Origin of the sequence: Alistipes sp. Marseille-P2263, from assembly GCF_018101075.1 — a bacterium.
Taxonomy (GTDB): Bacteria; Bacteroidota; Bacteroidia; order Bacteroidales; family Rikenellaceae; genus Alistipes; species Alistipes dispar.
In genome coordinates, this window is sequence record NZ_JAGQEJ010000001.1 from 79,595 (window position 1) to 93,840 (window position 14,246).

The following is a 14,246-nucleotide window of genomic DNA, read 5'->3' on the forward strand; positions in this document are numbered from 1 at the left end:
GCCTCCGGGGCAGACCGCTCGCGGACGAAGACGAATACGAACCGCCCCTGCCGCAACGGATTGCGCAGGGGCGGATTCTTTCGCATGCGGGGCGTCGCGGCCGTACGCCTACCGGTGGTGCAGCATGGCCCGGGCCTTTTCGTAGTCCTCTTCGCGGACGACGACCTGCGCGGGCATCGTGCCGATGGGATAGATGGCCGACATGTATTCGTTGCGGATCGTCGCCCAGATTCCGGCACTGTCGAGCATCGACTTGGCGATTTCGGCTTCCGTGATGGTGTTGTACTCCGCCAGTACAATCATGGTCTCGTCTTGCATAGTTTTTCGTTTTTCGTTGGATATTTAAAGTTAAGCATTTTGTTGATAAAATGCAAGACCCCTGCCACTAATTCTCCGGAAATAATCGCTATCTTTGTCCGTGCGTATCCGGCCGCGGCGGCCGACGGTCCGCGGAACCCGAACGGCGCGGAGAAGATGCACGCCGCGCCGGAGCGAAAACAACGTTACGACAATGCCCCAATTCGTTCACCTTCACGTACATTCCCAATATTCGATCCTCGACGGACAGGCCAGTATCCAGCGTCTGGTGGACAAGGCCATGGCCGACGGACAGCCCGGCATCGCCATCACGGACCACGGCGACATGTTCGGCATCAAGGAGTTCTACAACTATGTCAAGAAGGTCAAGGGCAAGCTCAAGGACAAGGCCGCCGACTGCGAGAAAAGACTCGAGGAGCTGCGCGGCGGAGAAGCCGGGGCGGCGGAGATCGCCGACTGTGAGAAGCAGCTCGCAGAGCTGAAGCGCAAGCTCGCCTTCAAACCCATCATCGGCTGCGAGGTCTATGTGGCGCGCCGCAGACTGCACGACAAGGAGGGCAAACCCGACCAGAGCGGCTACCACCTCATCCTGCTGGCCAAGAACCTGAAGGGTTACCACAACCTCATCAAGATCGTCTCGAAGGCGTGGACCGAGGGCTTCTACATGCGCCCGCGTACGGACCGCGTGGAGATCGAGAAGTATCACGAGGGGCTGATCTGCTGCTCGGCCTGCCTGGCGGGCGAAGTGCCGCGCGCGATCACGGCCGACGACATGGAGAAGGCCGAGGAGTCGATCCTCTGGCACAAGCGGGTCTTCGGCGACGACTACTATCTGGAGCTCCAGCTCCACAAGGCGACCGTCGAGCGGGCCAACCACGAGGCCTACTCCATGCAGCTCAAGGTGAACAGACACCTGCGCGAACTGGCCGCCAAACACGGGATACGCACGGTCTGCACGAACGACGTGCACTTCGTGGACGAAGACAACGCCGAGGCGCACGACCGCCTGATCTGCCTCTCGACGGGCAAGGACCTCGACGATCCCAAACGGATGCTCTATTCGAAGCAGGAGTGGCTCAAGACGACGGCCGAAATGGCCGCGATCTTCGGCGAGACGGACCCCGAGGCGATGGCCACGACGGTCGATATATGCAACCAGGTGGAGTGCTACTCCATCGACCATGCGCCGATCATGCCGACGTTCGCCATTCCGGCCGACTTCGGCACGGAGGAGGAATACCGCGCCCGCCTGACGGAGCAGGACCTCTTCGACGAGTTCACGCGCGACGAGCACGGACAGGTGGTCATGTCCGAAGAGGAGGGGCGCAAGAAGATCGAGAAGCTGGGCGGATACGACAAGCTCTACCGCATCAAGCTCGAGGCCGACTACCTGGCCAAACTCACGATGGAGGGGGCGCACCGGCGCTACGGCGAGCATCTGACCGAGGAGCAGGAGGAGCGGCTGCGCTTCGAGCTGCACATCATGAAGACGATGGGTTTCCCGGGCTACTTCCTCATCGTGCAGGATTTCATCCGCGCGGCGCGCGAGGAACTGGACGTCTCGGTGGGTCCGGGACGAGGCTCGGCGGCCGGATCGGCCGTGGCCTACTGTCTCGGCATCACACAGATCGACCCCATCGCCTACGACCTGCTGTTCGAGCGCTTCCTCAATCCGGACCGTATCTCGCTGCCCGATATCGACGTCGATTTCGACGACGACGGCCGCGGCCGCGTGCTGAACTGGGTGACGCAGAAATACGGCAAGGAGAAGGTGGCGCACATCATCACCTACGGCACGATGGCCACCAAGCTGGCCATCAAGGACGTGGCGCGCGTGCAGAAACTCATGCTCTCGGAGTCGGACCGGCTGTGCAAGCTCGTCCCCGACAAGATTCCGGACAAGAAGCTCAACCTCCAGAACGCAATCGACTACGTACCCGAGCTCAAGGCGGCCGAGCAGTCGGACAACCCCGTGCTGCGCGACACGATACGCTATGCCAAGATGCTCGAGGGCAACGTCCGCAATACGGGCGTTCACGCCTGCGGCACGATCATCTGCCGCGACGACATCACCGACTGGGTCCCCGTCTCGACGGCCGACGACAAGGAGACCGGCGAGAAGATGCTCGTCACGCAGTACGAAGGCTCGGTGATCGAGGACACGGGTCTCATCAAGATGGACTTTCTCGGACTGAAGACCCTCTCGATCATCAAGGATGCCGTGGAGAACATCCGCCAGACGAAAGGCGTCAAAATAGACATCGACGACTTCTCGATCATCGACGATCCGGCGACCTACCGCCTTTACGGCGAGGGCCGTACGGTCGGGACGTTCCAGTTCGAGTCCGCAGGCATGCAGAAATACCTGCGCGAGCTGCAACCCTCGACCTTCGAGGACCTGATCGCCATGAACGCCCTCTACCGTCCGGGGCCGATGGACTACATCCCCGACTTCATCGCCCGCAAGCACGGCCGCAGTCCGATCGTGTACGACATCCCGATCATGGAGAAGTACCTGAAGGACACCTACGGAGTGACGGTCTACCAGGAGCAGGTCATGCTGCTGTCGCGCCTGCTGGCCAACTTCACCCGCGGCGAGTCTGACACGCTGCGAAAGGCCATGGGCAAGAAGCTCAAGGACAAGCTCGACGCACTGAAACCCAAGTTCATCGCCGGAGGGCAGAAGAACGGCCACGACCCGAAGGTGCTCGAAAAGATCTGGGCCGACTGGGAGAAGTTTGCCTCCTATGCCTTCAACAAGTCGCACGCCACGTGTTACTCTTGGGTGGCGTTCCAAACCGCCTACCTCAAGGCCAACTACCCTTCGGAGTACATGGCCGCGGTGCTGAGCCGGAACCTGACGAACATCGAGCAACTGACGCTCTACATGAACGAGTGCAAGCGCATGGGCATCAGCGTGCTGGGGCCCGATATCAACGAGTCGATGCGCACCTTCTCGTCCAATGCCGCGGGCGACGTGCGCTTCGGTCTCGCAGCCGTGAAGGGCGTAGGAGAAGCGGCCGTGGAGAGCATCATCGCCGAACGGAAGGCCAACGGGCGGTTCAAGGACGTCTATGACTTCATCGAACGCGTGAACTACTCGCTCGTGAACCGCAAATGCCTGGAGAACCTGGCCTACGCCGGAGCGTTCGATTCGATCGCCGACTTCCCGCGCAACAAGTTCTTCGGAGCCGATGCGCGCGATTCGAGCGGCGTCACCTTCATCGAACAGCTCATGCGCTACGGACAGCGTTACCAGACCGAGCAGAACAACGCCCAGCAGAGCCTGTTCGGCGGCGGCGAGCACGTGGACATCCAGCGTCCCGTGACTCCGGCCTGTCCGGACTGGAGCCAGCTCGAGAAACTCTCGAAAGAGCGCGAAATGGTGGGGCTCTATCTCTCGGCGCACCCGCTCGACGACTACAAGATCATCATCGACCACATGTGCAAGACGCAACTCTCGGAGCTGGAGAATCTCGACCCGCTCAAGGGACAGGAGATCGCCGTGGCGGGTATGGTCGTCAGCGTGCAGAACCTGATGACCAAGACCGGCAAGCCGTGGGGCAAATTCAAGCTGGAGGACTACAACGGAGCGCACGAGTTCGCGCTTTTCGGCAAGGACTACGAGAATTTCCGCAAGTACCTCTTCGCCGACTACTTCCTCTTCATCCGCGGGAAGGTGCAGCCCAAGCCCTACAACGATCAGGAGCTGGAGTTCAAGATCGTCGGCATGACGCAGCTCTCCGAGATGCGCGACTCGATCAAGGAAATGGTCGTGCAGTTGCCCGTGAGCGACGTGACCGAGGCGCTCATCCGCGGTTTCTCGGAGTGCGTGCGGCAGTCGAAGGGCGACACGCTGCTGCGCGTGAACGTCTTCGACCGCGAAGCGCGCGTGGCGCTCAACCTCTTTTCGAAGAGCCACAAGGTGAGCCTCTCGCAGCCGCTGGTCGGATACCTGGAAGAGAACGAGATCAAATATTCAATCGCATAAACTTAAATTTCAATTCACAACAACTATGGCATTGGCTATCAACAAGGAGAACTTTGAGCAACTGCTCGCTTCAGGGCAGCCCGTCGTAATTGATTTCTGGGCCGAATGGTGCGGACCCTGCCGCACGATGTCGCCGATCGTGGACGAGCTGGCGGCCGAATACGAAGGACGCGTCGTCATCGGCAAATGCGACGTCGAGGAGAACGACGAGATCACGATGAAATACGGCGTGCGGAACATTCCGACGATCGTATTTCTCAAAGGCGGGGAGCAGGTGGACAAGCAGGTCGGCGCCTGTTCGAAGGACGCGCTGAAGGCGAAGATCGAAAAACTGCTCTGAGCCGTGCTCCGCAGCGTCGATTTCCACGGGCTCCGTGCCGTGGAGTTCTCCAAAGGCGACTATACGGCGCTGGTGATCCCCGAAATCGGGGCCAACCTCGTGCGGCTGTGCCACACGGGGCTGGGCGCGGAGATTCTGCGCACGCCCGCGGCCGACGAGATCGAGACCTTCCGGCGCCGTCCGCAGGTTTTCGGAATGCCGCTGCTCTTCCCGCCCAACCGTATCGCCGACGGACGTTACGAGTTCGACGGGCGGACGTACCGCTTCCCCATCACGATCGAGAAGGAGCACAACTACCACCACGGCATCCTCAAAAGCCAGCCGTTCGCCGTGTCGAAGGCATGGGAGACCGACGAGGAGACGCTCGTGGAATGCCGCTACTACTCGAACGCCGGGAACGACGCCGTGTTCCGCGACTTCCCGCACGAGTTCAAGTGCAAGCTGATCTACCGCCTCACGCCCCGCGGCATGGAGGTCGAGGCGATGTTCGCCAACCGCAGCCGGCTGCCGATGCCCGTCGGCGCGGGTTTTCATACGCCGATGCGGATCCCCTTCGCCGGAGGCGCGGCGGAGGATTACGTGATGCGCGCGGCCGTCGGCGAGGAGATCGAGCTGGATGCCCGCAAGCTCCCGACGGGCCGCAGACTGCCGCTCTCGGAGCGCTTCGCCAGACTGCGCGGCGAGGGGCTGCAAGTGACCGGATGCGAACCGATCGAGGCGGCCTTCACGGTGCGTGGGATCGAAGTGGACGGACGGGAGTTCCGCGGGGCGCTGGTCGAGAACCGGCGCTCGGGCGCAAGGACTTTCTTCGAGGCGGACGGACAGACCACGAGCTGGACGCTCTGGAACAACGGCGGCGAAGTCCCCTACTGCTGCCCCGAACCGCAGTCGTGGACGACGAACGCACCGAATGCCGCGGATCCCGCGGCCGAAGGGTTCCGTTCCGTGGCGCCGGGCGACAAGTGGAGCATGCGCTTCCGGCTCTACGCGCAATGACGCGGCTCCGGAAACCGGAGGGCAGGCGCGACCTCCGCACGACCGAATCGGAAAACCCCTCGCACTCGTCGAGGGGTTTTCGTTTTACAGACACGGGAAAAACATGAAATACGAATCGTTGAAGGGCCACGGCGCCATGCTCGGGGCCAACGCCATGTGGGGACTGATGTCCCCGGTGGCCAAAGTGGTCATGGCGGGCGGCGTCGTGACGCCGCTCGTCGTCACCGACCTGCGCGTGGCCGGGGCGATGCTCCTCTTCTGGACGGCCTCGCTCTTCCGCAGGCCGGAACACGTGCCGCCGGCGGACATGATGAAGCTCTTCGGAGCTTCGCTGCTGGCGATCGTCTTCAACCAGGGATGCTTCATCTTCGGCGTGGAGATGACCTCGCCCGTGGACGCCTCGATCATCACGACGAGCATGCCGCTCGTGGCGATGATCCTGGCCGCCGTCCTTCTCAAGGAGCCGGTCACCGGCAAGAAACTGCTCGGTATCGCGGCGGGTGCGACGGGCGCGCTGCTGCTTATCCTGGGCAGCAGCGGCGCGGAAGCGGCCGGGGCCGCGGGCGGCAAATCCGTCTGGGGCGACCTGCTGGTGTTGCTGGCGCAGTGCAGCTATGCGCTCTATATCGTGCTGTTCAAGAACTTCGTCGGCCGCTACTCGCCGGTGACGATCATGAAGTGGATGTTCACCTACTCGTTCGTCTGCCTGCTGCCTTTCTCCTACAACGACCTGATCGCTACGGAGTGGACGGCGCTGGAGCGGAACGCGCTGCTGTCGCTGGGCTATATCGTCGTCGGCAGCACGTTCCTGAGCTATATCCTCGTCATCGTAGGCCAGAAACTGTTGCGCCCGACCGTGGCCGGCATGTATAACTACGTGCAGCCGCTCGTGGCCAGCATCGTGGCGGTCTGCTGGGGTATGGACAGCTTCAACCTGTCGAAAATCCTCTCGGTCGTGCTGATCTTCGGCGGCGTCTATCTGGTGACGATGAGCCGCAGCCGGGCCGACGAGGAGCGTACCGCAGCCGCGGGAGGCGGCGCGAAGGAGGCATGAAGGAAAAGCACGCGCGGAAGATGAAAAATCCCGGTACGGCATGTTGCCGTACCGGGATTTTCGTCCGTTGCGGATGCGGATCAGCGCTTCTGTCCGAACCGCTCGTAGAAGACCGTCTCTTCGAGCGGCTTGCGCAGCGTCGCATGACGGTCGGGCGAGGCGGGGGCGTCGGCCCCGTAACCGATGAGCAGGATGTTCACCGGCTCGACCGTATCGGGCAATCCGAACTCCTCGCGCACGGCTTCGGGCTTGAACATGCAGATCCACAACGTGTCGAGTCCGAGCGATGCGGCGGCGAGCATCATGTGGTCGGTGACGATCGAGGCGTCGATGTCGCCGATACGCTTGCCGTCGTACTTGCGGGTCCACACCTCGGAGGTGTCGGCGCAGACGACGACGGCCGCCGGAGCCCCGAAGTCGCGCGTACAGCGTGCGAGGCGCTCCATTCCCTCCGGCGATTCGACGACGATGAGCCGCTGAGGCTGCCGGTTGGCGCCCGTGGGGGCCATGCGCCCCGCTTCGAGAACGGCGGCGAGTTTTTCGGGTTCGACCTTCCGGTCGAGGTACTTGCGGCAGGCATACCGCTTTTTGGCCAATGCGAGAAAATCCATATCTTCTTCGGTTTTCGGGTGTCACCCCTCCGTTCCGGCGGGGGCGGAGCCGTCGCGCGGATTTCGCTCCGCAGGCGAAGATACGAAAAAATACGCACCCGGCAAAACGGCGCCCGGCGGTGAATGGCAGACGGGACTGACAAAGTGGCAGACAACAGGAGCTGGCACACCGTTTGTTGGAGCAGTGAAGCGGAAAATAACTGAAAACAACACGATACGATTATGAAAAACGGAAAAATCGGAGTCACCACGGAGAATATCTTCCCCGTGATCAAGAAATTCCTCTATTCGGACCACGAAATCTTCCTGCGCGAGCTGATCTCGAACGCCGTGGATGCGACGCAGAAGCTCAAAACCCTCTCGTCGATGGGCGAAGCAAAGGGCGAGCTGGGCGACCTCGCGATCCGCGTCGCGGCGGACAAGGAGCGGAAGACGCTGACCGTGACGGACCGCGGCGTGGGCATGACGGCCGAGGAGGTGGACCGCTACATCAACCAGATCGCCTTCTCGGGGGCCGAGGAGTTCATGGCCAAATACAAGGACCAGGCGATCATCGGCCACTTCGGACTGGGCTTCTACTCGGCGTTCATGGTCTCGGACAAGGTGGAGATCGTGACCCGCTCGTGGAAGGAGGGCGCCCGGACCGTGCGCTGGAGCTGCACCGGAACGCCCGAATTCGAGATGGAAGAGACCGATGAAGAGCACGACCGCGGCACGACGATCACGCTGCACCTCGCCGAAGACGCGCTCGAATACGCCGAGGACTCGAAAATCGAGGGGCTGCTCAGAAAATACTGCCGCTTCCTGCCCGTGCCGATCGTCTTCGGCAAGGTCAAGGAGTGGAAGGACGGCAAGTACGTGGATACGGACAAGGACAACGTCATCAACGACGTGGATCCGCTGTGGACGCGCAAGCCGACCGAAATCACCGAGGAGCAGTACAAGGAGTTCTACCGCGAGCTCTACCCGATGAGCGACGAGCCGCTGTTCTCGATCCACCTGAACATCGACTACCCGTTCCACCTGACGGGCATACTCTACTTCCCGAAAATCCACAACAACTTCGAAATCCAGAAGAACAAGATCCAGCTCTACTCGAACCAGGTGTTCGTGACGGATCAGGTCGAGGGCATCGTTCCGGAGTACCTGACGTTGCTGCACGGCGTGATCGACTCGCCGGACATTCCGCTCAACGTCTCGCGCAGCTACTTGCAGAGCGACGCCAACGTGAAGAAGATTTCGAGCTACATCACCCGCAAGGTCGCCGACCGGCTGCAGGAGCTGTTCAACACCCTGCGCGCCGATTACGAGTCGAAGTGGGACGACCTGAAGATCTTCATCCAGTACGGCATCCTGACCGACGAGAAGTTCGCCGAGAAGGCCGCGGACTTCATGCTCTGGAAAAACGTCGAGGGCAAGTACTTCACCCCGAAGGAGTACACGGAAAAGGTGAAGGAGGCGCAGACCGACAAGAACAAGCAGGTGGTGTTCCTCTACGTGGACGATCCCGAGGAGAAGCACACCTTCCTCGAGGCGGCCAAAGGCAAGGGTTACGACGTGCTGTGGATGGACGGCCAGCTCGACAACCACTATATCAACTGGTACGAGTCGAAGCACAAGGACGAACGCTTCGTGCGTGTGGACAGCGACGTGATCGACAAGCTGATTCAGAAGGAGGAGAGCATGAAGATGTCGCTCACCGAGGCGCAGCAGGAGTTGCTCACACCCGTCTTCGAGAGCCAGATGCCCAAGGACGAGAAGATCAACTACCACATTTCGTTCGAGGCCATGTCGCCCGACGAGGCGCCGGTGGTCATCACGCAGAACGAGTTCATGCGCCGCATGAAGGAGATGGCCGCCGTGGGCGGCGGAGGCATGAGCCAGTTCTACGGACAGATGCCCGACAACTTCACGATCGCGGTGAACGGCAACCACCCCATCGTCATCGACATTCTCGCCGACGTGGAGAAGGCCTACGGCGACAAGCTGAAGACCACGACCAAGAAGATCGACGCCGCAGTGGCCGAGGAGAAGCGGTTCGAAGAGATCGTAAAGGACAAGAAAGAGGCGGACCTCACGCCCGAAGAGAAATCGACGCGTGAGGAGCTGTCGAAGAAAGTCGTGACGCTGCGTGACGAACGCAACGAGCGACTGCGGCAGATCGGCGGCGAGAACCGCCTCGTCAAGCAGATCATCGACCTGGCGCTGCTGACCAACGGCATGCTGAAGGGCAAGAACCTCACGGACTTCATCCAGCGTTCGATCTCGCTCATCGAGAAATAAGGCCGCATGGGCTGTAATGCAGAAAGAGGCTGTCCAAAGTCTGTTTTCTAAAGAAATGGCCCCCGTCAGAGTGATCTGACGGGGGCCATTTCAGTTTGCAGGGACCGTGTGCCGCACGGCCTCTTTTCCTGTCAGGGGCATTCCTCGGCTGCCGGAAAACATGTTCCCGCCCGCGGACTGCACCGGGGAACGAATGCACGAAGGCCGAACAGTCCGGCATCCGCCGCGCAGTCCCGACCGGAGGAGATCACTCCTGCCAGCGGGTATCGAGCAGCGCGAGGAACCACTCCGGACAGCGGCAGGGACGGCGCGTGTCGCTGTGGATGAATCCCAGTTGCGTCATACCGGTGTTTATCAGTTCGCCCCGCTCGTTGTAGATTTCGTAGAAGAAGTTGATGCGTGCGGCGGGTTTCTCGCGGAGGATGATGCGCACGGTGAGCAGCTCGTCGAAATAGGCCGGCTTGCGGTATTTCGACTGCACCTCGAGTATCGGCATCATGATCCCCCGCCGCTCCACTTCGGCGAAAGACATGCCCAGCTCGCGGAGCAGTTCGCTGCGTGCGGCTTCGTAATAGCAGATGTAGTTAGAGTGATGGCAGATGGCCATCTGGTCGGTATGCTTGTACCAGACCCGGATCTTGCAGTCGTGACTCAACATGGTTGTCGTTCTTTTGTTTATTCGTTGTTTCGGCCGGATACGCCGGGCTTCTCCCCGCATGCGGTCTCCGCCGTAGCCGGAGTCTCCTGCACCGCCGCACGGAAGCGATGGCCCAGCAACCGCTCGGCCTCTGCGATCCGTCCGGCCTCCACCAGCCGGCGGATCGCCGTGGAACTGACGTGCTCGCCCTCCACGCTCCGTTCGTCCACGCGGATTACCCGCATCCCCAGCGCCGCCAGACGGTCGCAGTCGATGCGGTCGTGGCCGAAACGGTGATCGTATCCGGCCACGAGCGTCTCGGCCCCCACCTTTCCTATCAGATAGCGCCGGGCGAATTCCTCGCCGGAGAGGGCGCTGAACGTGCGGTCGAACGGGATCACGATCACGTTGTCCACCCCCAGCCCGCGGAGCAGCGCCACCTTTTCGTCGAGCGTCGTAAGCAGCCGCAATCCCTCGCCGCGTCCCAGCGTGATGCGGGGATGCGGGTCGAAGGTCAGCACGACGCTTTCGCCTCCGACAGCGCGGGCTTCGGCCGTGAGGCGGTCGATCAACGCGCGGTGTCCGAGGTGCACGCCGTCGTACGACCCCACGGTGACGACCGGGCGGACGAACCGCGGCAACGCGTCGAAACCACGGAAGACGCGGATGCCGTGCCATCCCGTATTTCCGCACTCCGGGCGGGACGTTCCCTCCGCCGGAATCCGTCTGTCCTCCGATTTCTCCATCAGCCGTTGCTGTTCTCCTCGCTCTCCTTGACGAAATAGGCGACCTTCTCGAGCAGCGTCGTGATGTCGTAGTTCTCGACGACGATGCCCTGCGGGAAGTTCAGGGGCGTGGAGGTGAAATTCAGCACCCCTTTGATGCCTGCATTGATGATCGGCACGACCAGGCTCGGGGCCACCTTCGTGGGCGACGAGACGATGACGATCGAGATGTCCTTCTCCTCGGCGATCTCCTCGAACGAATCCATGTGGTAGCAGGGAATGCCGTCGATGGTCGTGGAGACTTTCGCGGGATCAACGTCGAATGCGGCCGTGATCTTCAGATTCAGCCCCTTGCCGTTGAAATATTTGGTGATGGCCTGCCCCAGATGGCCCATGCCCAGCACAGCGATATTCATCGGCGACGGACTGTCGAGGATCCGGCTGATGTAGTCGATCAGCACCTGCACGTCGTAGCCCTTCTTCGTGTCGCTCGAAAACCCGATCAGCATCAGGTCGCGCCGCACCTGCACGGCCGTGATGCCGTGGATGCCGGCCAGCACGTGCGAGAAGATATGCGTGATGCCCTGCTTGTGGCTGGCGAGCAGCGTGCGGCGGTATTCGCTCAGCCGTTCGATGGTCTTTTCGGGAATCGAATTGGTCAGTGAAGCCATGCCTCTGCCTCCCTTACTGAATGGTTATCGTGAAATTCTTGTTGTAATCGACCCGTGTCCAGTTGCCGTTCACGTGGTTCGACCGTCCGGCGGGCTGTCCGAAGCGGTAGGTCGTCTGCAACGGCGTATAGCTGCACCCTTCGAGGTCGTACTCGATTTCTCCGTACATGGCCGGCGCGAAGATCAGCGCCGAATCGTATCCCCGGTAGGAATAGAGTGTCGGCAGCGTGCCGAAGGCCCGGATGTAGGCGCTGTCGAAAGCGGTCACGGCCTGCGCGTCGCGCTTGGCGTGGTAGGTCGATATGAAGACCACGCGGTCCTTGAAGAACATGGTGCGGTCGATGTTGTTGTAGCGGTTCCAGCGGACGTTGCCCAGCACCGTGAAACGCGGGGCCGTGCGGCCGCGGCTCGTGAGGTTCGTGTCGGCCGAGGCCAGCGCCGCGAGGATGCGGTCCACCTCCACTTCGTCGTCCGAGAGGATGATGAAGACGTTGTCGTCCTTGTTCTCGAGCAGCGGCGTCAGGTCGCTCGGACTGTTGCCGCCCGATCCGGAGGCGGACCGTGCGTTGCGGAACACATAGCGTTCGTACTGCCGCCCGTCCAGCAGGGCGAGCATCTCGCGCTCGAACTCCCGGTCGGTCGAGGCCGTGGCGATGAGCGTCACGCGCTTGCCGGGTCCCACCAGATCGGCCACTTTGTCGTACTTGTGCGCGGGATCGGGCGCGAGCTGGAACAGCACGTCGCTGTTCTCCCGCTCGATGTGCGCCAGCGGCGAGACGACGGGAATCCCTTTCTCTTCGGCAAAGCGGAGCACCGGCTGCAATCCCGTTTCATAGACGGGTCCCACGACGAGATCCACCTGGCGGAATGTCTCGTCGGCGACGATCTGACGGATACGCTCCGGGCTGCGCCCCGTATCGTAAAGCCCGACGTTCACCGAATAGCCGAGCCGCTTCACGCTGTCGAGTCCCAGCAGGAAGCCCTGGTAAAATTCGAGGTAATTGGGATTCGCCGCACCGCCGACCTCCAGCGGCAGGAGCAGCGCGATGTCGAGCGGTTCGCCGCGGCGCAGCGCCCGGAATTCGACGGCGGCGGCCGAATCGGGCCGGAGCGACGAAAGGCTGTCGCGGAGCGTCAGGGAGTCGGAGGGCAGCGCTGCCGTCCGGTCCGGTCCTCCGGGGACCTTGATCATGGCGCCGGCCTTCAGGTCGGCGGGTGTCATCCCGCCGTTGAGCGCACCGAGTTCCGCTTCGGTGATGCCGAACCGGCGCGAGAGCGAATAGAACGTCTCGCCCGGGTGCACGATGTGGTAGGCCGTGCCCTCGTCCGCCACACTGTTGAGCGAACGCCGGTACTCCTCCCATTGTTCGATGCTCCCCGCCTCGTCCTCCGAGCCGATCTGCTTTCTGCGGATCAGGATGCGTTCGCCCGGCCGCAGGTGCGTGGGGTCGATGCCCGGATTGTCCCCGATGATGGTCTTCACGGGAATCTCGTACTGCCGCGAAATGGCGTAGAGCGTCTCACCCTTCGTGACGAAGTGGAAATCGAACGTCTTGCGGAGTTTGCGCTCCGACTTGCGGTCCTTCTCCGGGGAGACCTCCGCCACGACGGGAATGCGGATGTTCGCGGCGCTCTTCAGCCCCTCGGCCAGCGCCGGATTGTTCTCCACGATGACCTTCTCGCCCACGCCGTAGAGTTTCGCCAGCCCGTAGAGCGTCTCGCCCGGCTGCACGGCGTGGATGTAATACTTCGCCCCGTTGATATAGACGATCGTCCGGGACTTTTCGCCGGCCGCCAGGGCGCAGAAGCCCCATGCGGCGAACAGCAGTGTGGCGCAAAGTCGTTTCATCCCTGTCTGAGTTTGTCGCGCATCCGGATTTCGGTGATCACCTTCTTGGTATAGAGCGGAAAATCCCCGTTCATCATCCACGCGTAGTAGCTCGGCTCCGCGCGGAAGACCTCGGCCACCGACCGGCCCCGGTACTTGCCGAACCCGAAGACCTCCTCCCCCTTCTCGTTGTAGAGGATGCGTCCGGCGTAGTCGGCCGCCTCGGCGCGGCACGAATACTCGGCCAGCGCATCGACGTCGTTCCGCAGGTCGGGATAGCGGTCCAACTGTGCCTTCAGCACCTCGTAGGTGGCGCGCGTGTCGGCCTCGGCCGAATGGGCGTCGTCGAGTTCCTTGTCGCAATAGAACTTGTAGGCCGCCACCAGCGTGCGCTGCTCCTTCTTGTGGAAGATGTTCTGCACGTCGATGAACCGGCGCCGTTTCAGGTCCACGTCCACGCCCGCGCGCAGGAATTCCTCGACGAGCACCGGCAGGTCGAAACGGTTGGAGTTGAATCCTCCGAAGTCGCAGCCGCGGATGAACTGTTCGAGCGACCGGGCCACCTGGGCGAACGTCGGCGCGTCCTTCACGTCTTCGTCCGTGATGCCGTGCACGGCCGTCGCCTCCGCGGGAATGGGCATGCCCGGATTGAGCCGCCGGGTGCGGGTGATCTCCTCGCCGTCGGGCATGATCTTGATCATCGAAATCTCCACGATACGGTCACGGGCGGTGTCCACGCCCGTGGTCTCGAGGTCGAAGAAGATGATCGGACGCTTCAGGTTCAGCTTCATC

The 14,246-nt window shown here is 62.0% G+C and carries 12 protein-coding genes; 5 read left to right on the plus strand and 7 right to left on the minus strand.

Annotation, left to right across the window (positions count from 1 at the left end):
- Positions 1 to 108 precede the first annotated feature (108 nt).
- Positions 109 to 318, minus strand: a complete 210-nt coding sequence (locus KB554_RS00330; RefSeq protein ID WP_141429726.1) for a DUF2007 domain-containing protein — start codon at positions 316 to 318, stop codon at positions 109 to 111.
- 193 nt (positions 319 to 511) lie between these two features.
- On the opposite strand from KB554_RS00330, the gene dnaE reads away from it, so the two are divergent.
- The 4 genes from dnaE (at position 512) to KB554_RS00350 (ending at position 6,699) form a co-directional block, all read left to right on the plus strand.
- Positions 512 to 4,309, plus strand: a complete 3,798-nt coding sequence (gene dnaE / locus KB554_RS00335; RefSeq protein WP_211034585.1) for a DNA polymerase III subunit alpha — start codon at positions 512 to 514, stop codon at positions 4,307 to 4,309.
- Positions 4,310 to 4,334: 25 nt separating this feature from the next.
- A complete protein-coding gene (gene trxA / locus KB554_RS00340) occupies positions 4,335 to 4,649 on the plus strand; it encodes a thioredoxin (protein ID WP_141429724.1) in 315 nt (104 codons plus the stop codon).
- 3 nt (positions 4,650 to 4,652) lie between these two features.
- Positions 4,653 to 5,645: an aldose 1-epimerase gene (locus KB554_RS00345; protein WP_141429723.1), complete on the plus strand. Its 993-nt coding sequence runs from the start codon at positions 4,653 to 4,655 to the stop codon at positions 5,643 to 5,645.
- Between the two features lie 103 nt (positions 5,646 to 5,748).
- The gene (locus KB554_RS00350) at positions 5,749 to 6,699 is read left to right on the plus strand and encodes a DMT family transporter (protein WP_211034586.1); all 951 of its coding nucleotides are present in this window, start codon (positions 5,749 to 5,751) and stop codon (positions 6,697 to 6,699) included.
- A gap of 80 nt (positions 6,700 to 6,779) precedes the next feature.
- Here KB554_RS00350 and KB554_RS00355 read toward each other — a convergent pair whose 3' ends face one another.
- A complete protein-coding gene (locus KB554_RS00355) occupies positions 6,780 to 7,310 on the minus strand; it encodes a nitroreductase family protein (RefSeq protein ID WP_211034587.1) in 531 nt (176 codons plus the stop codon).
- Positions 7,311 to 7,532: 222 nt separating this feature from the next.
- Between KB554_RS00355 and htpG the strand changes: the two genes are divergently transcribed.
- Positions 7,533 to 9,593, plus strand: coding sequence for a molecular chaperone HtpG (gene htpG, locus KB554_RS00360; protein WP_211034588.1), 2,061 nt, complete (start codon positions 7,533 to 7,535; stop codon positions 9,591 to 9,593).
- 247 nt (positions 9,594 to 9,840) lie between these two features.
- Here the strand turns inward: htpG and KB554_RS00365 are convergent, their stop codons facing one another.
- The 5 genes from KB554_RS00365 to KB554_RS00385 are packed head-to-tail and all read right to left on the minus strand — an operon-like array spanning position 9,841 to position 14,245.
- Positions 9,841 to 10,251 (minus strand): thioesterase family protein, encoded by a 411-nt coding sequence (locus tag KB554_RS00365; RefSeq protein WP_141429719.1) that lies wholly within the window; start codon positions 10,249 to 10,251, stop codon positions 9,841 to 9,843.
- 17 nt (positions 10,252 to 10,268) lie between these two features.
- Positions 10,269 to 10,976, minus strand: a complete 708-nt coding sequence (locus tag KB554_RS00370; RefSeq protein WP_211034589.1) for an FAD synthetase family protein — start codon at positions 10,974 to 10,976, stop codon at positions 10,269 to 10,271.
- On the minus strand, positions 10,976 to 11,626 hold the full coding sequence (locus KB554_RS00375; protein WP_141429717.1) for a redox-sensing transcriptional repressor Rex: 651 nt from the start codon (positions 11,624 to 11,626) through the stop codon (positions 10,976 to 10,978). The genes KB554_RS00370 and KB554_RS00375 overlap by 1 nt, the downstream gene beginning before the upstream one ends.
- 13 nt (positions 11,627 to 11,639) lie before the next feature.
- On the minus strand, positions 11,640 to 13,475 hold the full coding sequence (locus tag KB554_RS00380; RefSeq protein ID WP_211034590.1) for a LysM peptidoglycan-binding domain-containing protein: 1,836 nt from the start codon (positions 13,473 to 13,475) through the stop codon (positions 11,640 to 11,642).
- Entirely contained in the window at positions 13,472 to 14,245 is a 774-nt protein-coding gene (locus tag KB554_RS00385; RefSeq protein WP_141429715.1) for a 3'-5' exonuclease, read from the minus strand. Before KB554_RS00385 ends, KB554_RS00380 begins: the two co-directional genes overlap by 4 nt.
- Position 14,246: the final 1 nt, after the last annotated feature.

Excerpts from the sequence above, each read along its gene's own strand:
- KB554_RS00330 (WP_141429726.1), bottom strand. The coding sequence starts at position 318 with ATGCAAGACGAGACCATGATTGTACTGGCGGAGTACAACACCATCACG.
- dnaE (WP_211034585.1), top strand. The coding sequence starts at position 512 with ATGCCCCAATTCGTTCACCTTCACGTACATTCCCAATATTCGATCCTC.
- trxA (WP_141429724.1), top strand. The coding sequence starts at position 4,335 with ATGGCATTGGCTATCAACAAGGAGAACTTTGAGCAACTGCTCGCTTCA.
- KB554_RS00350 (WP_211034586.1), top strand. The coding sequence starts at position 5,749 with ATGAAATACGAATCGTTGAAGGGCCACGGCGCCATGCTCGGGGCCAAC.
- KB554_RS00355 (WP_211034587.1), bottom strand. The coding sequence starts at position 7,310 with ATGGATTTTCTCGCATTGGCCAAAAAGCGGTATGCCTGCCGCAAGTAC.
- htpG (WP_211034588.1), top strand. The coding sequence starts at position 7,533 with ATGAAAAACGGAAAAATCGGAGTCACCACGGAGAATATCTTCCCCGTG.
- KB554_RS00365 (WP_141429719.1), bottom strand. The coding sequence starts at position 10,251 with ATGTTGAGTCACGACTGCAAGATCCGGGTCTGGTACAAGCATACCGAC.
- KB554_RS00370 (WP_211034589.1), bottom strand. The coding sequence starts at position 10,976 with ATGGAGAAATCGGAGGACAGACGGATTCCGGCGGAGGGAACGTCCCGC.
- KB554_RS00375 (WP_141429717.1), bottom strand. The coding sequence starts at position 11,626 with ATGGCTTCACTGACCAATTCGATTCCCGAAAAGACCATCGAACGGCTG.
- KB554_RS00380 (WP_211034590.1), bottom strand. The coding sequence starts at position 13,475 with ATGAAACGACTTTGCGCCACACTGCTGTTCGCCGCATGGGGCTTCTGC.
- KB554_RS00385 (WP_141429715.1), bottom strand. The coding sequence starts at position 14,245 with ATGAAGCTGAACCTGAAGCGTCCGATCATCTTCTTCGACCTCGAGACC.